The sequence below is a fragment of the Pseudomonas sp. NY15356 genome, from assembly GCF_048068175.1.
GTDB lineage: Bacteria > Pseudomonadota > Gammaproteobacteria > Pseudomonadales > Pseudomonadaceae > Aquipseudomonas > Aquipseudomonas putida_K.
Genome location: NZ_JBLUPW010000024.1, coordinates 16,130 through 35,164, shown reverse-complemented (window position 1 = coordinate 35,164; position 19,035 = coordinate 16,130). Strand labels below are relative to the sequence as shown.

The 19,035-nt window shown below is 64.9% G+C and carries 21 protein-coding genes; 5 read left to right on the top strand and 16 right to left on the bottom strand.

Annotated features, from left to right (window positions below):
* Positions 1-8: 8 nt before the first annotated feature.
* The 3 genes from ACNFCI_RS18140 to ACNFCI_RS18130 are packed head-to-tail and all read left to right on the top strand — an operon-like array spanning position 9 to position 1,851.
* On the top strand, positions 9-710 hold the full coding sequence (locus ACNFCI_RS18140) for an AzlC family ABC transporter permease (protein ID WP_084857961.1): 702 nt from the start codon (positions 9-11) through the stop codon (positions 708-710).
* Complete coding sequence (locus tag ACNFCI_RS18135) at positions 707-1,021, top strand: AzlD domain-containing protein (protein ID WP_084857960.1); 315 nt, start codon at positions 707-709, stop codon at positions 1,019-1,021. Before ACNFCI_RS18140 ends, ACNFCI_RS18135 begins: the two co-directional genes overlap by 4 nt.
* Positions 1,018-1,851 (top strand): AraC family transcriptional regulator, encoded by an 834-nt coding sequence (locus tag ACNFCI_RS18130; protein ID WP_084857959.1) that lies wholly within the window; start codon positions 1,018-1,020, stop codon positions 1,849-1,851. Before ACNFCI_RS18135 ends, ACNFCI_RS18130 begins: the two co-directional genes overlap by 4 nt.
* Before the next feature lie 58 nt (positions 1,852-1,909).
* Here ACNFCI_RS18130 and ACNFCI_RS18125 read toward each other — a convergent pair whose 3' ends face one another.
* The gene (locus tag ACNFCI_RS18125; protein ID WP_368829766.1) at positions 1,910-3,124 is read right to left on the bottom strand and encodes an MFS transporter; all 1,215 of its coding nucleotides are present in this window, start codon (positions 3,122-3,124) and stop codon (positions 1,910-1,912) included.
* A gap of 626 nt (positions 3,125-3,750) precedes the next feature.
* On the opposite strand from ACNFCI_RS18125, the gene ACNFCI_RS18120 reads away from it, so the two are divergent.
* Positions 3,751-3,978, top strand: coding sequence for a hypothetical protein (locus ACNFCI_RS18120; RefSeq protein ID WP_043206911.1), 228 nt, complete (start codon positions 3,751-3,753; stop codon positions 3,976-3,978).
* A gap of 129 nt (positions 3,979-4,107) precedes the next feature.
* Here the strand turns inward: ACNFCI_RS18120 and ACNFCI_RS18115 are convergent, their stop codons facing one another.
* The 6 genes from ACNFCI_RS18115 to ACNFCI_RS18090 all read right to left on the bottom strand — a co-directional run bounded on the left by ACNFCI_RS18115 (position 4,108) and on the right by ACNFCI_RS18090 (position 9,121).
* Positions 4,108-4,581: a copper chaperone PCu(A)C gene (locus tag ACNFCI_RS18115; RefSeq protein WP_324813414.1), complete on the bottom strand. Its 474-nt coding sequence runs from the start codon at positions 4,579-4,581 to the stop codon at positions 4,108-4,110.
* Between the two features lie 5 nt (positions 4,582-4,586).
* Positions 4,587-5,192 carry an SCO family protein gene (locus tag ACNFCI_RS18110; protein WP_084857958.1) on the bottom strand — a complete coding sequence of 202 codons (606 nt, stop codon included), beginning with the start codon at positions 5,190-5,192 and terminating at the stop codon, positions 4,587-4,589.
* 342 nt (positions 5,193-5,534) lie between these two features.
* Entirely contained in the window at positions 5,535-6,569 is a 1,035-nt protein-coding gene (gene dmpG, locus ACNFCI_RS18105) for a 4-hydroxy-2-oxovalerate aldolase (RefSeq protein ID WP_368829765.1), read from the bottom strand.
* Positions 6,570-6,580: 11 nt separating this feature from the next.
* Positions 6,581-7,489 (bottom strand): acetaldehyde dehydrogenase (acetylating), encoded by a 909-nt coding sequence (locus ACNFCI_RS18100; RefSeq protein ID WP_084857956.1) that lies wholly within the window; start codon positions 7,487-7,489, stop codon positions 6,581-6,583.
* A 16-nt stretch (positions 7,490-7,505) separates the two neighbouring features.
* Positions 7,506-8,297 carry a fumarylacetoacetate hydrolase family protein gene (locus ACNFCI_RS18095; RefSeq protein WP_368829764.1) on the bottom strand — a complete coding sequence of 264 codons (792 nt, stop codon included), beginning with the start codon at positions 8,295-8,297 and terminating at the stop codon, positions 7,506-7,508.
* Positions 8,294-9,121 carry an alpha/beta fold hydrolase gene (locus ACNFCI_RS18090; protein WP_368829763.1) on the bottom strand — a complete coding sequence of 276 codons (828 nt, stop codon included), beginning with the start codon at positions 9,119-9,121 and terminating at the stop codon, positions 8,294-8,296. Before ACNFCI_RS18090 ends, ACNFCI_RS18095 begins: the two co-directional genes overlap by 4 nt.
* A gap of 166 nt (positions 9,122-9,287) precedes the next feature.
* Between ACNFCI_RS18090 and ACNFCI_RS18085 the strand changes: the two genes are divergently transcribed.
* Positions 9,288-10,061: an SDR family oxidoreductase gene (locus ACNFCI_RS18085; protein WP_084857953.1), complete on the top strand. Its 774-nt coding sequence runs from the start codon at positions 9,288-9,290 to the stop codon at positions 10,059-10,061.
* Between the two features lie 76 nt (positions 10,062-10,137).
* On the opposite strand, the gene ACNFCI_RS18080 is transcribed toward ACNFCI_RS18085, so the two are convergent.
* The 9 genes from ACNFCI_RS18080 to ACNFCI_RS18040 all read right to left on the bottom strand — a co-directional run bounded on the left by ACNFCI_RS18080 (position 10,138) and on the right by ACNFCI_RS18040 (position 19,035).
* A complete protein-coding gene (locus ACNFCI_RS18080) occupies positions 10,138-10,518 on the bottom strand; it encodes a steroid Delta-isomerase (RefSeq protein WP_416768095.1) in 381 nt (126 codons plus the stop codon).
* 7 nt (positions 10,519-10,525) lie between these two features.
* A complete protein-coding gene (locus tag ACNFCI_RS18075) occupies positions 10,526-11,728 on the bottom strand; it encodes an acetyl-CoA C-acyltransferase (protein ID WP_368829762.1) in 1,203 nt (400 codons plus the stop codon).
* A gap of 19 nt (positions 11,729-11,747) precedes the next feature.
* Complete coding sequence (locus tag ACNFCI_RS18070; RefSeq protein WP_084857951.1) at positions 11,748-12,206, bottom strand: MaoC family dehydratase; 459 nt, start codon at positions 12,204-12,206, stop codon at positions 11,748-11,750.
* A 2-nt stretch (positions 12,207-12,208) separates the two neighbouring features.
* On the bottom strand, positions 12,209-12,991 hold the full coding sequence (locus ACNFCI_RS18065) for an SDR family oxidoreductase (protein WP_084857950.1): 783 nt from the start codon (positions 12,989-12,991) through the stop codon (positions 12,209-12,211).
* Between the two features lie 15 nt (positions 12,992-13,006).
* The gene (locus tag ACNFCI_RS18060; RefSeq protein WP_368829761.1) at positions 13,007-14,197 is read right to left on the bottom strand and encodes an acyl-CoA dehydrogenase family protein; all 1,191 of its coding nucleotides are present in this window, start codon (positions 14,195-14,197) and stop codon (positions 13,007-13,009) included.
* The gene (locus ACNFCI_RS18055; RefSeq protein WP_416768091.1) at positions 14,194-15,366 is read right to left on the bottom strand and encodes an acyl-CoA dehydrogenase family protein; all 1,173 of its coding nucleotides are present in this window, start codon (positions 15,364-15,366) and stop codon (positions 14,194-14,196) included. Before ACNFCI_RS18055 ends, ACNFCI_RS18060 begins: the two co-directional genes overlap by 4 nt.
* Positions 15,367-15,797: 431 nt before the next feature.
* On the bottom strand, positions 15,798-16,673 hold the full coding sequence (locus tag ACNFCI_RS18050; RefSeq protein WP_368829760.1) for an SDR family oxidoreductase: 876 nt from the start codon (positions 16,671-16,673) through the stop codon (positions 15,798-15,800).
* Positions 16,674-16,690: 17 nt separating this feature from the next.
* Positions 16,691-17,839, bottom strand: coding sequence for an acetyl-CoA C-acetyltransferase (locus ACNFCI_RS18045; protein WP_368829759.1), 1,149 nt, complete (start codon positions 17,837-17,839; stop codon positions 16,691-16,693).
* 140 nt (positions 17,840-17,979) lie between these two features.
* Positions 17,980-19,035 carry an acyl-CoA dehydrogenase family protein gene (locus ACNFCI_RS18040; protein ID WP_368829758.1) on the bottom strand — a complete coding sequence of 352 codons (1,056 nt, stop codon included), beginning with the start codon at positions 19,033-19,035 and terminating at the stop codon, positions 17,980-17,982.

The window sequence follows — 19,035 nt, the reverse complement described above, 5'->3', positions numbered from 1 at the left end:
TCACCATCATGCCCTGCAACCCACCCGTAGCCCGTCAAGCCTTTCTCCACGGCGCCCTTGCCATCCTACCGCTGTCCCTGGCCGTCGCCCCCTGGGGCCTGCTGGCCGGCTCCATGGCCATCGAAGCCAACCTCAGCGCCTGGGAGGGCCAAGGGCTGTCTGCCATCGTCTTCGCCGGCGCCGCGCAATTGGTGGCGATCGGCATGCTCAAGGGCGGTGCGAACCTGTTCTCGATCCTGCTCACCACCTTGCTGCTGACCTCCCAACACCTGCTCTATGGCCTGTCCATGCGCCCGGTGCTTTCCAACCAGCCGCTGCGCTGGCGCCTGGGGCTGGGCTTTTTGTTGACCGATGAGTTCTTCGCCCTGACCAGCCGCTATGACCAACAACAGTTCAACCGTTGGTATGCCTTGGGGGTCGGGCTGACGTTCTATGTGGCCTGGAACCTGTTCACGCTCGCCGGCATCCTGCTTGGCCAGAACATCCCGCATCTGGATCAGCTGGGCCTGGATTTTTCCATCGTCGCCACCTTCGTCGCACTGATCGCGCCCCTGGTACGCAACCTGCCCACCGTGGTGTGCGTGGCCGTGTCACTGTTCTGTTCGGTGCTGTTCAGCTACTGGCACTGGGAAACTGCCCTGGTGGTCGCGGGCCTGCTGGGCATGAGCGCCGGCTTCGCCTGCCAGAAGCTCGGAGCAGGCCGCCCATGACCTGGTTGCTGATCTTCGCCATGGGCCTGGTGGTATTTCTCAACCGCTACGCCTTCCTCGAACCGCGCCTGCCCTTGCGCCTGAGCTCCAATGCCCGGCAGTTCCTGGGCTTCGCCGTGCCAGGCATGCTGACGGCCATCTGTGGGCCGATCATCTTCCTGCCCGGCCACCAGCTCGACCTGAGCCTGGCCAACCCGTACCTGCTGGGGTCGCTGGTGGCGATCGCTCTGGTGTTGTTGACCCGCAGCGTATTGCTGAGCATGCTGGCCAGCATGGCGATCTTCTTCCTCCTGCGCAGTTGGCTGGCATGAACACGCCCCTGCGCGAACAGACCCACCTCTGGCAGGCCCCGGCGCTGGGCGATGTGGAAATGCTGCACGCGCGGTATTTCCAGCAACGTTTCGCCCCGCATGTACACGAAGGCTACGTGTTCACCGTGATCGAGTCCGGCGCCCAGCGCTTCTGGCATCGCGGCAGCGAGCACCTGGCGCCGGTGGGCAGCATGGTGCTGATCAACCCGGACGAGCTGCACACCGGAGCCACCGCCCACGAGGCGGGCTGGCGCTACCGCGGCTTCTACCCCGAGCATGAACGGGTCACCGGTGTGCTGGAGGAACTGGAGCTGGGTCGGCATGGTATGCCGCACTTCAAGGCCAGCGTCATCCAGGACCCAACGCTGGCCACCCTGTTCAGCCAGTTGCACCAACGCTCCGAAAACGGTGCCAGCGCCTTGGAGCAACAGACCGCCTGGCGCCAGGCCGTACTGGCCCTGGTGCAGCGCCACGGCCACTGCGCCCAGCCTCCCACGCCGGGCAACGAACCCCTGGCGGTGGCACGGGCCCGTGAGCTGCTGGAAAGCCAGCTGGCCGACCCACCCTCGCTGGAGGCCCTGGCAGCAGCCGTGAACCTTTCGCCCTTCCACTTCGCCCGGGTATTCCGCCAGGCCACCGGCCTGCCTCCCCACGCCTGGCTCAAGCAACGTCGCCTGGCCCGCGCCCGCGAATGCCTCAAGAGCGGCCTGCCCGCCTCGGAAGTGGCCTTTGCCTTGGGCTTTGCCGACCAGAGCCACCTGAGCCGTCAGTTCAAGCAGGCCTATGGCGTGACGCCGGGGGCTTATCGGCAGGCGTGTCGCTTTGTGTAGGCGGGAATAACATGCTCACCATGGCATTTCCAGTTGTATACCGTCCGCATCAATAAACTCACTCTGTACGACGTTCATCGAGGCCTCTTTTCATATTCCAGCGCAGGGGCGCAACCAACAGCATGAACGTCATCCAGATGAACGTGGCCGGGCCGACCCATAGATAGACAATGCTGGCAACAAGCCCGGAAAAAGCATCGCCAATCACAGCAGTGAAGTAATACAACGAAAAATTTCGCCCCACCTGCTGCTCGCTCGATAGACATTGAATGTTTGTCACGATGGCAATATCCACGAAGGCGCCAATGAAACCAACACCGAACAGAATCAATAGGAACAATATGCTGCTGAACTCTAAGGCCACGGCGGCCGCAAAGAACAGTGCGCCATACAGCGCCCAATAGCGCAATACCAAACGCGCCGTAGTGCGCGGGTTAAGCTTGGTATAGAGCATCCCACCCAGGACGGTGCCCGTTGCCAGAAGTGAAAACACGTAGCCTACCGCTGCTTCCGAAGCAAAATGATCGAGCACAGACGCGGGTAGGATGAAGCGAATTACCGAAGTGGCGAACATCGCGCACAGCGTGGTGCAACAAATCACAGCAAACAGCGGGACATTGCCCGTACGCATTTGCCTGACGCTTCCCGCTGCCTCGCGCACAAGCGCCAGGCCGTCAAATGTCTCGGTGCCCCGCGTTTTGCTTGGGACAAGGGTAACGAGACTTATCGCAGAAAGTAGCAGGCAAAACGCGAAGAATAGAAAGCTCGCTTCGCTGGCATACATCAATGTAATGAAAGAAAATACCAGCGGCCCGACGATCGATGATATGTCTTCGACAACCTGCACACCACTGTTTACCGACGCCAAGTCTCCACGGTCAACGATATCTGGAAAATACGCACGAAACGTTGGTGCATGCAAGCAGTCCAGCGCCGTCATGAACATCGCCATTACCGTCACCACAGCCAATGCCGGTTCGGAAGAGTTGAACAATACAAAAAAACCAAATGCCACAAGACTCTTGGCCAGCTCCACCTGAATCAAAGTCCGCTTCCGATTGCCATTGTCTGCCAGCCAGCCGCCCACTGGCGAAAAGGTTGCGCTAGGTAAATACCGAAAGAAATATGCGACGCCAATTAACAATAAATCCATATCAGCCATCGATACTACAGCCACGGCAAAGGCTGCCTCGAAGGCAAACTCACCACACTTGGAAATGGCATGACTGATGACCAGCGATCGAGCACCCGCGTTTAAGTTCAATGCATGCACTTCCTTTCTACCCCATCCCGCCAAATACATCAATTCATCTTCTAGGCTTCTTACGAAAAGTGCCGAAGCGACGATTATGCCGTATTGAAAAGTTCACGATAAACGTGAAGCCTGATAAAAAACAACCTACCACTTGTAACAAAGCTTATTTCAGAAAAACCACAAAACAGCAACTGCGAGAAACTTCCTACACACCACAAAAAACTTAAACACCACAAACCAGGAGCATACGACTCCTTGGGCCGTTTTATTAAACAACCTACCGATAAGCGATCGATCACCCCACTGAACAATATTGTTGTGTCGAAACCTATGACCAGTTCGGCTTCCGAGCGGACTTGCCCCCGATCAAGGGCAACGCCCTTGCCTCCAAGCGCGCAGGCAGGGCAGGCCCAATCGCGGGACAAGCGTTCCTAGAGAATAATTGTGCAGTTCTGCAGCGCCGAGCCTGCCAAACCAGCCGAGGCGCCACTTGGCGCAGCTCGCAGGCAGCCCCCCTACCCTGACGTCAGTCAGTTAAGCCTTATCGGCTGCATTTGGGGCTGCTTGCCGGCGATGGAGCCTTAACTGACAGGCATTCCCCCCTACCCCTGCTAAACTGAGTGGGCTGAACGGAGGATCCTGCCATGTCCGATAGAGAGCTCACCACCCTCCTGACGCTGATGAACCAGCGCCAAGCCTGTTTGAGCAGTGCTTGCAAGGAGATTGCCGACTGGATCGACCGGCAGGGCGATGTGCCCGCTGCTGGCAAGATCCGCGCAAGCCTCAAGGCCCTGGAAGCCGAAGATGCCCAGGTGCGCAAGACCTTGACGTCGTTGACCATCGAGCGGCCGTTACCCAGGTTTCGTAGCTGAGCGCCAGTCGAGGTGACGTGGGGCCATTACGCGCCCCAGTAACGATACAAGGCCGCCCATGCAGCATCCATCGGGTGCTTGCAGGGGCGGCCTTGCGTCATGCCGGGAAACCCAGCGGAATTTGAACGATCAGTGTTGCATGTGCCCGTGGTCATGCCCCGCTTCGGCGGCCAGCGGGCGTACAGGGGCCTGCACCTCGAGGGTCTGCCTGGCGCCCTTGGCATCTTCGACGACCAGGGTCAGCGGTACCTGTTCGCCTTCCTTGACCTGCTTGGCCAGGCCCATGAGCATCACGTGATAGCCGTTCGGGTCCAGGCTTACGGCTTTGCCGGCCGGCAGCTCGACGGCCTTCACTTCACGCATGCCCATCACGTCGCCGTTCATGGTCATTTCGTGCACCTGCACGGTCTTGGCCACGGGCGAGGCCACGCTCACCAGTTTGCTGTCGGTATCGGCGGTCAGGGTCATGAAGGCCCCGGTCGATTGCTGGTGCGGCACACTGGCGCGTACCCAGGCGTCGCTCACGGTGGTCTGGGCCAGGGCCGGCAGGGCCAGGCCCATCAGCGCCAAGGCGGCCAGGCCGTGCTTGAGTTGCATCGAAATTGCCATTAGCAGATCTCCATCAGGGTGAGCAGGTCTTCGGCGCATTCCTTGGCATTGAGGGAATGGCCCAGGCTCAGGCGCAGGGTGCCGCGCGAATCGTAGACATAGCTGGTGGACGAATGGGAGATGGTGTAGGTATCGCCGGCCGGGACCTTTTCATAGAACACCTTGAACTCCCTGGCCACCTCGGCGATCTCCTCAGGGGTGCCGGTGAGCGCCGTGAACGAAGGGTCGAAGGCCTTGACGTAGGCGTCGAGCACCTCGGGGGTGTCGCGCTCGGGGTCGAGGGTGATGAACACCACTTGCAGGAAACCGGCGTCACGGCCCATCAGCTTCTTGATCTGCACCGCACGTGCCAGGGTGGTCGGGCAAACGGCCGGGCACTGGGTGAACCCGAAGAAGATCATTGGCATCGAGCCATAGAAGCTCGACAGGGTACGTTCGTTGCCTTGGGTATCCTTGAGCCGGAACTTACGGCCGAGGATTTCGTTGCTCATGTTCTTGCCGTACTTGAATTCGAGCCCCCGGGCCGGGTTGCAACCGGCCAGCAGGCCAAGCCCCAGCACGCCCATCCCGGCGACGACAGCACGCCGGGTCAGTAAATCAGTCATGGAACCATCCTTTACAGGGAAGGTGCCGGCCCCTGGGATGGGCCAGCTGAAAACCGAGGCATTCTGGCATGACACCCCCTGGGCATCCAGCCGACAGAGGTCCAACCCCACGCAAGCCATTGAATTCCGGGCTGCGTCTTGTTGTCGCAGGGGTTGATCTCGTAACACTTTATTGCTCTACCGCATGGCACGGCACATATCCTGCTTGCGTGATTGGAGCAGCCACTGTGGGCACGGGCTTGCCCCGCGATCGAGGGCGAAGGCCTTGTCATCCCACTGCGATGGCAGGCCCGGCCCAATCGCGGGACAAGCCCGCTCCCACAGCTACGCCAGCTCCCCCAACTACCCGGCAGTACCCTTGTTACCGCGGGACAAGGTCAGGGCCAGGTCCTCGATCATGTCCTCCTGCCCGCCGACCGTGCCGCGACGGCCCAACTCCACCAGCAGGTCGCGGGCCGGGATTCCGTACTTGGCCTCGGCACGCTTGGCGAACAGCAGGAACGAGCTGTACACCCCGGCGTAGCCCAGGGTCAGGGCATCACGGTCCAGGCGGATCGGCTGGTCCATCATCGGCACCACCAGGTCCTCGGCCACGTCCATGATGCGGTACAGGTCTATCCCGCTCTCAACGCCCATGCGCTTGAGCACGGCGACGAACACCTCCAACGGCGTATTGCCGGCACCGGCACCGAGCCCGGCCACCGAGCCGTCGATACGCACCGCGCCGGCTTCGATGGCGGCCAGGGAGTTGGCGATCGCCATGCCCAGGTTGTGATGGCCGTGGAAGCCAACCTCGGTAGCCGCCTCCAGGCCATCGCGCAGCACGGCGATCTTCTCGCTCACCTCGTCGGGCAACATGTAGCCGGCCGAGTCGGTGCAGTAGATGCAGTTGGCGCCATAGCTCTGCATCAGGCGCGCCTGCTCCAGCAGCTTCTCGGCGCTGACCATGTGCGCCATCATCAGGAAGCCCACGGTATCCAGGCCCATCTTGGCAGCCATGCCGATATGCTGGCCGGATACGTCGGCCTCAGTGCAGTGAGTCGCGACGCGAATGGTCGAGACGCCGTGCTCATGGGCCATCTTCAGATGGTCGAGGGTGCCGATGCCCGGCAGCAGCAGCGCCGAAACCTTGGCGTGCTTGAGCTTGGGAATCACGGCACTGAAGTACTGTTCGTCGCTGTGGGCAGGGAAGCCGTAGTTCAACGAGGCACCACCCAGGCCGTCGCCATGGGTGATCTCGATCAGCGGCACGCCCGCGGCATCCAGCCCGGTGGCCACGTCCACCATCTGCTGCAGGCTGATCTGGTGACGCTTGGCGTGCATGCCGTCGCGCAGGCTCATGTCGTGCAGCAGCACATTCTTACCTTGAAGGTTCATCGCCACTCTCCTCAGCGGGCCGGCAGTTGCAGGGTGCCCTTGTGGGCTTCTTCGGCGAACATCTCGGCGGTGCGCAGGCCGGCGGCGGTCATGATGTCCAGGTTGCCGGCCGACTTGGGCAGGAAGTCGCCCAGGCCTTGCACCTCGACGAAGATCGACACCTTGTTGCCATCGAACACCGGGCCGTTGACCAGCGTGTAGCCAGGCACGTAGCGCTGCACTTCCTCGACCATGGCCAGCACCGAGGCGCGGATGGCGTCCTGGTCGGGGGTGTCGTCGGTCAGGCAGTGGATGGTGTCGCGCATCATCAACGGCGGCTCGGCCGGGTTGATGACGATGATCGCCTTGCCGCGGCGGGCACCACCGATGCTTTCCACGGCACCTGCGGTGGTGCGGGTGAACTCGTCGATGTTCTGCCGGGTACCGGGGCCCACGGAGCTCGACGACACGGTGGCGACGATCTCGCCATAGGCCACAGGCTGCACACGCGACACCGCCGCGACCATGGGGATGGTGGCCTGCCCGCCGCAGGTGACCATGTTGACGTTCATCGCAAGCTTGGCGGCATGCTCCTTGAGGTTGACCGGCGGCACGCAGAACGGGCCGATGGCCGCCGGCGTCAGGTCGACCATGATCACCCCAAGCTCGTTGAGCTTACGGCTGTTATGCGCATGCACATAGGCGGAGGTAGCATCGAAGGCGATGCGGATATCGTCGTCCAGCACATGGGGCAACAGGCCGTCTAGGCCTTCGGCAGTGGTCTTCACACCCATCGCCCGGGCCCGCTTCAGGCCCTCGGACTCCGGGTCCACGCCTACCATCCAGACCGGCTCGATCCACGCCGAGCGGCACATTTTCATCAGCAAGTCGGTGCCGATGTTCCCCGGGCCGATAATGGCCGCTTTCAGTTTCTGGCTCATGGGCCTTGCTCCTCGATCAGGCTCGGAAGGACACCTGGGCACTGCCCAGGCCATCGATGGTCAGGGAAAAGCGGTCGCCTGCCCGCACGGGCTCCAGCGGCACCAGCGAACCGGAGAGGATCACCTCGCCGGCCTTGAAGGGGATGCCGAAGGCGCCGAGGGTGTTGGCCAGCCAGGCGACCGCGGTCAACGGGTTGCCCTGCACCGCCGCGCCCAACCCTTCGCTCAGCGGTTCATCGTTCTTGAACACACGCATGTGCAGCGCCGGCAGGTCCAGCTGGCGTGGGTCGACCCGTTCCTGGCCAAGCACGAACACACCACAGGAGGCGTTGTCGGCGACGGTGTCCTGGATACGGATACGCCAGTCATCGATGCGCGAATCGACGATCTCGAAGCACGGCGTGATGAAGTCGGTGGCCGCCAGCACGTCGGCCTCGGTGACGCCCGGGCCGACCAGGTCATGCTTGAGCACGAAGGCGATCTCGCCCTCGGCGCGCGGCTGGATCAGGCGGTTCTCGGCCAACGAGATCTCGGCACCGTTATCGAAGGCCATGGCGCGGGTGATGAAGCCGAAGTCCGGCTGGTGCACGTCAAGCATGCGCTGCACGGCCACCGAGGTGACGCCGATCTTCTTGCCGACGATACGGTCACCGGCGGCGACCCGTCGCTCGATGCAATGCAACGAGATGTGGTAGGCATCCTCGATGGTGATCTGTGGCCAACGCTCGGTCAGCGGTGCCAGCGTCTGCCCTTCGCACAGGGCCTGGTACAGTTCGTCGCCGTGCTGGCGGCGCAGTTGCAGGCTCATGGGCGGCCCTCCTCGAGAAATGCCAGGCAGTCACGGTTGAACAGGTCACGGTGCTCGACCATCACCCAGTGGCCGCATTCGCTGAGCAGCACGAAGCGGATGTGCCGGCAGGCCTGCATCAAGGTGTTGGCACCGGAGACGGGGCAGAACTTGTCGTCCATGCCCCAGAACCCCAGGATCGGGCAGGCCAGCTCCGGCAGACGCTCGGCCATGTTCGGCACCTCCATGGTGGAGAGCACGCAAGGGGGCTGCTGCGTCACCACTGCGACCCGCTCGGCCACCGTCTCGTCGTCGATCAACGACGGGTCGAACAATTGCAGGCCCAGCAGGCGCTTCATGCCAGCGGCATCGCGTAGCTCACCGCTGGCGAAGGCCGTGGCCATGCGCTGGATGCCTTCCATCTGCAGGTAGTACTGCGCCTTGTCCATCAGGCCACCGGGGGCCATCAACACCAGGCGCGCCACCCGTTGCGGCTGACGCAGGGCGATGGCGATGGCGATGGCCCCACCCAGGGAGTTGCCAACCAGCGTGCAGCGCTGGATATCCAGGGCATCGAGCAGGCCCAGCAAAGCCTCGACGAAGAAATCCAGGGTATAGGCGGTTTCGGGTTTGTCCGAGGCACCATAGCCTGGCAGGTCAGGCACGATGGCGCGGTAGCCGGCCTCGGCGAATACCGGGTAGTTGTGCTTGAAGTTGCTATGCCCGCTGGCACCCGGGCCGCTGCCATGGATGAACACCACCGCCTCGCCCGAGCCGACATCTTGATAGTGCAATTGCAGGCCACCCGGCAACCTGACCTTGTGCCCTTGCGCTGCTGCGCCCATGGGGAACCTCCCGGCTTGTTGTTGTACCGGGATTTTCAGAGCCGCCACGCCTGGCGGCATCGTCCGACAGGACTACAGGGTCTTTTTCTAGTCCCTTTGGACGTATGCCCGAGGGCAGCTGCCGCCTAGCATCGAGGGACACTTCTGACAAACGAAAGGCATCCCCATGCAAGACCCATTGGATTTTCGCGGCAAGGTCGTCCTGGTCACCGGCGGTGCCAAGGGCGTGGGCCGTGGGATTACCCGACGCTTTCTCGAATGCGGCGCGCAGGTGGTCATCTGTGGCCGCCAGGCACCAGAGCGTCTGCCCAGCGGTGGAGGCCGCCAGGCCGTGTTCATGCAATGCGACGTGCGTGACCTGGAGCAACTGGAGCACCTGGTAGGTGGCATCCTGAAGTACTTCGGCCGTCTCGATGTGTTGGTCAACAACGCCGGTGGCGCACCATTCGCCGAAGCCGCCAGCGCCTCGCCGCGCTTCAGCGAGTCGATCGTGCGGCTTAACCTGCTGGCGCCGCTGAACCTGAGCCAGCTGGCCAACCGGGTGATGCAGGAACAGGCCGAGGGCGGCAGCATCATCAACATCTGCAGCGTCAGCGCCACCCGCCCCTCACCTGGCACCGCCGCCTATGGCGCAGCCAAGGCAGGCCTGCTCAACCTGACCCGCTCGCTGGCGGTGGAGTGGGCGCCCAAGGTGCGGGTCAATGCCATCACTGCCGGCTTGATCCTTACCGAGCAGGCCGAACTGCATTATGGTGATGCCCAGCAGCAGGCCCAGGTGGCCGCCACGGTGCCCCTGGGGCGCCTGGCCGAGCCGGACGACATCGGCGACACCTGCCTGTACCTGGCCTCGCCCCTGGCCCGCTATGTCAGTGGCGCGGATGTGGCGGTGCATGGTGGCGGGGAGCGCCCAGCGTTCCTCGATGCGGCAAAAGAGCAATAACCGACGAAAGAACCCCGGGCATGTCTTCGTCTGCGCCCGGCCGCCGCATATCACATGGCTGGCCGGGATCGAAGACTCAGCGGGGCACCACGTTCACCTCGCTCCAATAGGCCTTCATGCTGCTGATAAGCCCTTGTTCGTCGAACGTCATCACGTCGATCACATGCAACGAGCAGTCTTGCCCTTGCCACTGCATGTCGACCCGAAACGGCATGGCGCCACAGCCGCTATGGCTGGCACGTACCGGCCCGGTGAGGGTCGCGCTGACCTTCATCTGACCCAACCCTTGGCGGTAGAACTCGGCGATCTGGTCGATGCCCTGCAACGGCGCCTGGCCCACCGGGTCCTCGACGGTGGCATTTTCGGCATAGAGCTGGAGGGTGCCATCGATATCACCGGCATCCACCCGCTCGACATAACGCTGCATGATGGCCTGGACCTGCTGTGCTGTCGGCAAGCCCATCTCAGGCCACCTCGAACAATGCAGCGGCGCCCATGCCACCGCCGATGCACATGCTCACCACCACATAACGCACGGCCCGGCGCCTGCCCTCGATCAGCGCATGGCCGACCATCCGCGCCCCGGACATGCCGAACGGGTGACCGATGGCGATCGCGCCACCGTTGACGTTGAGGCGGTCGTTGTCGATGCCCAGGGTGTCACGGCAGTACAGCACCTGGCAGGCGAACGCTTCGTTGAGCTCCCACAGACCAATGTCATCGACCTTCAGCCCATGGCGCTTGAGCAGCTTGGGAATCGCATACACCGGCCCGATGCCCATTTCGTCGGCGTTGCAGCCCGCCACCGCCAGGCCGCGATAGATACCCAGCGGTTGCAGGCCGCGTTGTTCGGCCAGGCGGGCGCTCATGAGCACCGAGGCCGAGGCGCCATCGGACAGTTGCGAGGCGTTGCCGGCGGTGATGAACCGCCCTGGCCCGGTCCACTGTCCTCCCGCCCACACCGGCTCCAGGGCCGCCAGGCTGGCGGCGCTGGTATCGGCGCGGTTGCATTCGTCCTGGCGCAGGGTCACGGCTTCATGGTGGCTTTCGCCGGTGGCCTTGTCCACCAGCAGCTTCTGGGTGGCCAGTGGCGCCAGCTCCAGGTCGAACAGCCCGGCCTGCTGAGCGCGCGCCGTGCGCAGCTGGCTCTGCAGGCTGTAGGCGTCCTGCTCCTGACGGCTGATGCCGTAGCGCTGGGCGACGATCTCGGCGGTCTCGATCATCGGGATGTAGGCCGTCGGGTCACGCTCGAGCACTAGGGCGGACTGGTTGCGGTAGGTGTTCTTGTGCTTGTTCTGCACCAGCGAGATCGACTCCAGGCCGCCGGCCACGGCGATGTCGAGCTCGTTGCAGACGATGCCTTTGGCGGCGATGGCGATACTCATCAGGCCCGAGGCGCACTGGCGCTCCACGGCCATGCCGGACACCTGTGCCGGCAGGCCGGCCGCCGTAGCGCACAGGCGCCCGAGGTTGTAGGCCTGGGTGCCCTGCTGGGCGGCGGCGCCGATGATCACATCGTCCACTTCCTCCGGCGCGATGCCGGCGCGGCGCACCGCCTCGGCTACCACATGGCCGCCAAGGGTCGGTGCCTCGGTGTCGTTGAAGGCGCCACGGAAGGCTTTGCCGATCGGCGTACGCGCCGTGGACACGATCACTGCTTCGTTCATGCTCAACTCCTTGGACGGCCTAGGCCGGGTAGTAACGGCTGATGGTGTCGACCACGCAGCCAGGACGCTCCTGGCCTTCGATCTCGACGCTGACGCGAATCACTGCCTGCACGCCGTCGCCGACCGCCTCGGTCGACAGCAGCACGGCGCTGCCACGTACCCGCGAGCCCACCCGCACCACCGAGGGGAAGCGCACGCGCTCGCAGCCATAATTGACTCCCATGGCGATGCCTCGCACCTCGATGATCTGCGGCAGGAACAGGTTGACCAGGGCCAGGCTCAGGTAACCGTGGGCGATACAGGCGCCGAACGGCCCCTGGGCAGCGCGCTGCGGGTCGACGTGGATCCACTGGTGATCACCACTGGCTTCGGCGAACAGGTCGATGCGCGCCTGGTCCACCAACAGCCAGTCACTCTCGCCCAGCGCCTGCCCCACCGCCTCGTGCAGCGCCTGGGGCGCCTCGAATACTCGGGTCATGCTCAGGCCCTCTGGCTGGAAACCGACAGCACTTCGCCGGTCATGTACGAGCTGTAGTCACTGGCCAGGAACATCATCACATTGGCTACCTCCCAGACTTCGGCTGCACGGCCGAAGGCCTCGTTGGCCGCCAGCTGATCGAGCACCGCCTGGGGCGCGGAGCGGGCCAGGAAATCGTGCATGGCGATGCTCGGGCTCACCGCATTGATGCGGATGCCATGCTCGGCCGCCTCCACCGCGGCGCAGCGGGTCAGGGCCATGACCCCGGCCTTGGCCGCAGCGTAGTGGGCCTGCTGCTTCTGCGCGCGCCAGCCGAGCACCGAGGCGTTGTTGACGATGATCCCGGCATGGCGCTCGATCATGTGTGGGAGCATGGCGCGGGTCATGCGCATGGTGCCGGTGAGGGTCACGTCGATGACCCGCTGCCATTCTTCATCGGGCATGTCCACCAGGGCGCGCGAGCCGCCCAGGCCGGCATTGTTGATCAGCACGTCGACGCCGCCCAACTCGCGCTCGGCGGCGTCGACCAGCTCACGCACCTGGGTTTCGTCGGTGACGTTGCACAACTGTCCGTACACGGCCAGCAGCCCGGTGGCTTCGCGGATGCGTGCCACCGCCTCGCCCAGCCGGCCTTCATGGATGTCGCTGATCATCAGGGCCCGGCAGCCCTCCTCGGCCGCACGCAGCGCCGCGGAGAAGCCGATACCGGAGCCAGCGGCGGCGGTGATCAGCACCGATTTGCCACGCAGCAGGCCGTGGCCGGGAACATAGTGTGGAACGGACATGCAAGAACTCCTCGATCAGGGACGTGGCCGCGGTTCCCGGGGCATACCCAGGGCGCGCTCGGCAATGATGTTGCGCTGGATCTCGTTGCTGCCGCCGTACAGGGTGTCGGCGCGGCTGAACAGGTACAGCGACTGCAGGCGGCTCAGCTGGTAGGGGGCGGCCTCGAGCAGCTCGGCCTGGGGGCCGAGCACGTCCATGGCCAGCTTGCCGAGGTTGGCGTGCCAGCTCGACCAGCCCAGCTTGTAGATGGTCGCCTCGCGGCGCAGCGAGCCGTCCTGGGGCCCGGAGAGCATGCGCAGCGAGTTGTAGCGCAGGATGCGCAAGCCGCACCACGCCTCGGCCAGGCGCTGGCGCAGGTGCGGGTCGCGGTCGGCACCGTTGCGCCGGGCAATGGCGATGATTTCGTCGAGTTCGTTCTGGAACTGCATCTGCTGGCCGAGGGTGGACACCCCGCGCTCGAAGCCCAGCAGGGCCATGGCGATCTTCCAGCCCTCGCCCGGTTGGCCGACGATATTGGCAGCCTCGGTGCGCGCGTCGTCGAAGAACACTTCGTTGAACTCCGAGGTACCGGTCATCTGTTCGATCGGCCGCACGCTGATACCCGGCTGGTCCATCGGCACCAGCAGGAACGACAGGCCATGGTGGCCGACACTGCCCGGCTCGGTACGGGCCAGCACGAAGCACCAGTCCGACTCATGGGCCAGGGAGGTCCAGACCTTCTGCCCGTTGATCCGCCAGTCGCCGTTGACGTCCTGGGCCGCACGAGTCTTCACCGCGGCCAGGTCGGAGCCTGCGCCGGGCTCGGAATAGCCCTGGCACCAGAACGTGGTGCCCTGGACGATGCCAGGCAGGAAGCGGCGTTTCTGCTCCTGGCTGCCGAAGGCGGCGATGGTCGGGCCGGCCAGGCCTTCGCCGATATGGCCCATGCGCCCCGGGCCGCCTGCGCGGGCGTACTCTTCGTGGAAGATCACCTGCTGGCTGATCGACAGGCCACGCCCACCATGCTCCGGCGCCCAGCCCACGCACGTCCAGCCACCTTCGGCGAGCTTGCGCTCCCAGGCCTTGCGCTCTTCGGGGAACATGTGTTCGTCGCCCGGGCCGCCACGAAAACGCAGGGCCTCGAACTCGCCCTGCAGGTTGGCGGCCATCCAGTCGGCGATCTCCTGGCGGAAACGCTCGTCCTGCTCACTGAAACGGATCTTCATGGCTGCTCCCCGATAATCACATTGGCGACCTGCTGCAGATGCCAGGCCGGTGCACCGAGGTAGCTCTCGCTGGCCCGGGCACGCTTGAAGTACAGATGCGGGTCGTACTCCCAGGTGAAGCCCACACCGCCGTGCAGCTGGATCGACTCCGCCGCGCAGTGGAAGTACGCCTGGGAGCACTGCGACTTGGCCAGGGCCGCGGCCAGTGGCAGCTCGGCCGCCACATGTGCATCACCGGCAGGATCCAGCGCTTCCTGGGCGACGCAGGCGGCGTAGTAGCAGGCCGAGCGCGCGCACTCGACCTGCAGCATCATGTCGGCGGCGCGGTGCTTGAGGGCCTGGAAACTGGCCAGGGGGCGGCCGAACTGCTGGCGCTCCTGCAGGTAGGCCACGCTCAGGTCCAGCGCCTGCTGGGCCCCACCCACCTGCTCGACGGCCAGGCCCACGCAGGCCAGGCGCAACACGTCCTGCAACCGCGGCCAGGCGTTGCCGGCCTCGCCTAGCACCGCGTCCGGAGCCACGTACAGGCGCGTGAAGCGTATACGGCCCAGGCGGCGGGTCTGATCCATGGTCGGCTGCCACTGGCGTGCCAGGCCCGCCTGCCCGGCTTCGACCAGGAACAGGCCGATGCCCTGCTCACCCGAGCTGCCGGCCAGGCGCGCCGCGACCACCAGCAGGTCAGCGCTGTAGCCATCGATCACTTGCGCATATTCGCCATCCAGGACATAGCCGTCACCTTCGGGCGTGGCCGTGACGCTGATGCCGTGGACGGTCCAGGCACCGCCGTCACCAAAGCCCAGGGTGCCACGCACCCGGCCCTCGGCAATGGCGGGCAGCCAGCGCTGTTTCTGCGCTTCGCTGCCGGCCAGCAGCAGCGCCGGCGTGGCCAGGCAGGCGGTGGCGAAGAAGGGTGAGCACAGCAAGCGCCGGCCCATCTGCTCGAGCAGGATGGCCAGCTCGACGAATCCCAGGCCCAAGCCGCCATAGGCTTCGGGAATATGGATGGCAGGCCAGTACATCTCGCTGCACAGGCGCTGCCAGAGGTCGGTGTCGTAACCGCGTTCGCTGACCATCGCCGCGCGCACGGCGGCACAGTCGGAAACATCGGCGAGAAAGCCCTCGGCCGATGCGCGGATCATTTCCTGCTCGTCGCTGAATGCAAAGTCCATCGCGGCGTCTTCTACTCGTCTGGCGGGGGTACCTGCGAGTGTGGCCAGATGCGCGGCGGCGGGAATCGGCCAATTGGACTACTAAATTTGTGAAAGCAATACGACAGCGCCGCCCGCGCGGCGCATCGCGAGCTGCGCTCGCTCCTACGTTTGTTTACGGCCAGTAACGCCTGTGACAGGCGCGCGCGACCGCCTGGTCGGTACGACACGATCTTGCGTCAGCCGCCAAAGCGTCCGCGCGAAAATCCCCCAGGAATAATTGGTCCGAAACAAACGTAGGAGCGAGCACAGCTCGCGATGCGCCGCGCGGGCGGCGCTCGATTTTCGCCCTCTCACAAGGCTCAAACCGTACCCTCATCAAATCCCGCGCGAAAAAAAACCGCACCACCCTGGCATGTGGTGCGGCTCGCCCTGCTGGCGAAAAAAGCGATTCAGGTGCCGTAGACTTTCTGCGCCGGCACGGCGCGCGCCAACAGCTCGCCGACGGCCGCGCCCACCTCGGTGACGGCCCAGCGGCCTTGGTTGTCGACCTGTGGCCCACGGCGCCAACCGTCGGCGATGGACAGCTTGCCCCCTTCGACTTCGAACATCTGCCCGGTGACGCCTGCCGAGTCGCTGGAACCCAGCCATACCACCACCGGCGCGACGTTCTCCGGGGCAAAGTAGTCGAAGCCCTCCTCCGGCTTCTTCATCACCTCGCCGAACACGCCCTCGGTCATGCCGGTGCGCGCGGCCGGGGCCAGCGCATTGACGGTGATGCCATAGCGGGCGAGCTCGGCGGCCTGGACCAAGGTCAGCGACGCGATGCCGCCCTTGGCCGCGGCATAGTTGGACTGCCCGATCGAGCCCTGCAGGCCTGCGCCGGAGCTGGTGTTGATGATCCGCGCATCGACTTGCATGCCGTTCTTGGCCTGCTCGCGCCAATGGCGCACGGCGTGGCTGGAGAGGCAGAAGTGACCTTTGAGGTGCACCGCCACCACCGCGTCCCAGTCCGCTTCGGTGAGGCTGGCGAACATGCGGTCACGGCAGATCCCGGCGTTGTTCACCACCACGTCGAGGCCGCCGAACGCCTCCAGCGCCGCCGCGACGATGCGCCCGGCATCCTCGTAGTGGGTGATGTCGTTGCTGTTGGCGATGGCCTGGCCACCCTGCTCGCGGATCTGCGCGACCACCGCTGCTGCGGCGTCACGGTTGATGTCGTTGACCACCACCTTGGCGCCCTCGGCGGCGAAAGCCAGGGCGTAGGCACGGCCCAGGCCGCCACCGGAGCCAGTGATGACCACGACTCGGTTGTTGCAACTGCTCATGGGTATTTCTCCTGCGCTTACAGGCGCTCGATGATGGTCACGTTGGCCTGGCCGCCGCCTTCGCACATGGTCTGCAGGCCATAGCGGCCGCCACTGCGCTCCAGCTCATGGAGCAAGCTGCACATCAGCCGGGTACCGGTGGCTCCCAACGGGTGGCCCAGGGCGATGGCGCCGCCGTTGACGTTGGTCTGGGCATGGGGGTAGCCGGTCTCGCGGAGCCAGGCCATGGCCACCGAGGCGAAGGCCTCGTTGATCTCCACCCGGTCGATGTCGTCCAGGCGCATGCCGGCACGCTTGAGGGCGTAGGCGGTAGCCGGGATGGGCGCAGTGAGCATCCAGACCGGGTCGTCGGCACGCACGCTCATGTGGTGGATGCGTGCCCGGGGCGTGAGGTTGTAGCGCTTGAGCGCGGCCTCGGAGACGATCAGCACGGCACTGGCGGCGTCGCAGGTCTGGCTCGATACGCCAGCAGTGACCCGGTCGCAGCCGAACAGGCTTTCCAGTTCGGCCATTTTCTCCAGGTTGGTGTGGCGTGGGGTTTCGTCATGCTCGACGCCGGCCAGAGGCACGATCTCGCGCTTGAAATACCCTTGTTCGATGGCACGCAGGGCCCGGCGATGGGACTCCAGCGAGTAGGCCTCCAGCGCCTGGCGGCTGAGCTGCCAATGCTCGGCGATCATCTGCGCGGCGCGAAACTGGGTCGGCGGGGTCGCGCCGTAGCGACGCACCCAGCCCTCGGAGCCGGTGAACGGGTCACTGAAGCCCAGCGGTTCGGCGGCGGTCATAGCCGACGAGATGGGAATCTGGGTCATGGTCTGCACGCCACCGGCGACCACCACATCCTGAGTGCCGCTCATCACCGCCTGGGCGGCGAAATGCACCGCTTGCTGGGAGGAACCGCACTGGCGGTCGATGGTGGTGCCCGGCACCGCCTGGCTGAGCCCGGTCGCCAGCCAGGCGGTGCGGGCGATGTCCCCGGCCAACGGGCCGATGGTGTCGACGCAGCCGAAGATCACGTCATCGTAGTCGTGGTCAGGAATCGAGTTGCGCTCGACCAGGGCGCGCAGCACATGGCCGCCCAGGTCCGCTGCATGAACGTGCGCCAGGCCGCCCTTGCGCCGCCCGGTAGGTGTGCGCAGGGCATCGACGATATAAGCTTCAGGCATCTTCTACCTCACAAAACACATCGTGTTGAATCGACGCAGACCCTGTGGGAGCGGCTTGTCCCGCGACAGGGCCAAGCCTGCCCTGCGCGAGGGCTTCGCCCTCGATCGCGGGACAAGCCCGCTCCCACACAGGCCATGCGTCAGAAGGTGGTGCCGGCACCGATGGCCTGTTCGCGATCGAACAGCGCCTCGCGGATCCGCGCCTTGTGCAGGGCGTGGTCGCCCCAGGTCTTGTCCAGCGCCCAGGCGCGCTTCATGAACAGCTGCAGGTCGACCTCCCAGGTGTAGCCCATCGCACCGTGGGTCTGGATGGCGTTGCGCGCAGCGAGCAGCGCAGCCTCCGAGGTCGCCAGGCGTGCATGGGAAACGGCCAGCGCCTGCCCCGGCTCGTCGTTGGCCACGGCGTGGGCTGCGCGGTAAAGCGGGCCCTTGGCGAACTCGATGCGCACCGCGACATTGGCCATCAAGTGCTTGACCGCCTGGAACGAACCGATCGGCTTGCCGAACTGCTTGCGCTCGAAGCTGTAGTCCACCGCCAGGTCCACCATGCGCTTGGCCAGGCCCAGCAGCTGCGCCGCACAGCCCAGCGCACCGCGCTCGAAAGCCCGCGCCAGCAGCCGCGCCGCCGCCTCGCCACGGGCCACGCAGGTGGCCGCACCCGGCGTCCAGACCACCTGGAACAGCTGGCGGCTGGGGTCGACCGACGGGTTGCGTACCAGGTCGACGTCCTCGCGGGGTACTGCATGCAGTTCATCGCCGTGGCTGAGCAGCAGCAGGTCGGCGACGTGGGCGTCGCTGACCAGCGGGTTGCCCGGCTCGCACACCGCCAGGCGTGCCTGCCCTTCGGCCACACGCCCCAGCCAGTCGTGCTTGAGTCCCTCGTGGGCCTCGCCCAGCTCGGCCAGCAGCGGCACCGCCACCAGCATGGTCTCCACCAGCGGCTCGGGCAGCCCAGCGTAGCCGCATTCCTGGGCCAGCAAGACGAAGTCCAGGGCCCCCAGGCCCATGCCGCCATACTGTTCCGGTACGGTCAGGCCGGTCAGGCCCAGCTCCACCAACTGCGCCCAGAGCTGGTCGCAGCGGCCGCTGTCGGTCAGCCACAGTTCGCGGATACGTTCAGGGGTCACTTCGTTGATCAAGAAACTGCGCACATTGTCCTGGAAGAGCAACTGGTCGCTGTTGAAACTGAAGTCCAT

Coding starts and splice junctions, on each gene's coding strand:
- dmpG (WP_368829765.1), bottom strand. CDS start 6,569: ATGAACCTTCAAGGTAAGAATGTGCTGCTGCACGACATGAGCCTGCGC.
- ACNFCI_RS18060 (WP_368829761.1), bottom strand. CDS start 14,197: ATGAAGATCCGTTTCAGTGAGCAGGACGAGCGTTTCCGCCAGGAGATC.
- ACNFCI_RS18075 (WP_368829762.1), bottom strand. CDS start 11,728: ATGAACGAAGCAGTGATCGTGTCCACGGCGCGTACGCCGATCGGCAAA.
- ACNFCI_RS18065 (WP_084857950.1), bottom strand. CDS start 12,991: ATGTCCGTTCCACACTATGTTCCCGGCCACGGCCTGCTGCGTGGCAAA.
- ACNFCI_RS18085 (WP_084857953.1), top strand. CDS start 9,288: ATGCAAGACCCATTGGATTTTCGCGGCAAGGTCGTCCTGGTCACCGGC.
- ACNFCI_RS18090 (WP_368829763.1), bottom strand. CDS start 9,121: ATGGGCGCAGCAGCGCAAGGGCACAAGGTCAGGTTGCCGGGTGGCCTG.
- ACNFCI_RS18095 (WP_368829764.1), bottom strand. CDS start 8,297: ATGAGCCTGCAACTGCGCCGCCAGCACGGCGACGAACTGTACCAGGCC.
- ACNFCI_RS18040 (WP_368829758.1), bottom strand. CDS start 19,035: ATGGACTTCAGTTTCAACAGCGACCAGTTGCTCTTCCAGGACAATGTG.
- ACNFCI_RS18130 (WP_084857959.1), top strand. CDS start 1,018: ATGAACACGCCCCTGCGCGAACAGACCCACCTCTGGCAGGCCCCGGCG.
- ACNFCI_RS18120 (WP_043206911.1), top strand. CDS start 3,751: ATGTCCGATAGAGAGCTCACCACCCTCCTGACGCTGATGAACCAGCGC.
- ACNFCI_RS18055 (WP_416768091.1), bottom strand. CDS start 15,366: ATGGACTTTGCATTCAGCGACGAGCAGGAAATGATCCGCGCATCGGCC.
- ACNFCI_RS18070 (WP_084857951.1), bottom strand. CDS start 12,206: ATGACCCGAGTATTCGAGGCGCCCCAGGCGCTGCACGAGGCGGTGGGG.
- ACNFCI_RS18110 (WP_084857958.1), bottom strand. CDS start 5,192: ATGACTGATTTACTGACCCGGCGTGCTGTCGTCGCCGGGATGGGCGTG.
- ACNFCI_RS18045 (WP_368829759.1), bottom strand. CDS start 17,839: ATGCCTGAAGCTTATATCGTCGATGCCCTGCGCACACCTACCGGGCGG.
- ACNFCI_RS18140 (WP_084857961.1), top strand. CDS start 9: ATGCCCTGCAACCCACCCGTAGCCCGTCAAGCCTTTCTCCACGGCGCC.
- ACNFCI_RS18050 (WP_368829760.1), bottom strand. CDS start 16,673: ATGAGCAGTTGCAACAACCGAGTCGTGGTCATCACTGGCTCCGGTGGC.
- ACNFCI_RS18135 (WP_084857960.1), top strand. CDS start 707: ATGACCTGGTTGCTGATCTTCGCCATGGGCCTGGTGGTATTTCTCAAC.
- ACNFCI_RS18100 (WP_084857956.1), bottom strand. CDS start 7,489: ATGAGCCAGAAACTGAAAGCGGCCATTATCGGCCCGGGGAACATCGGC.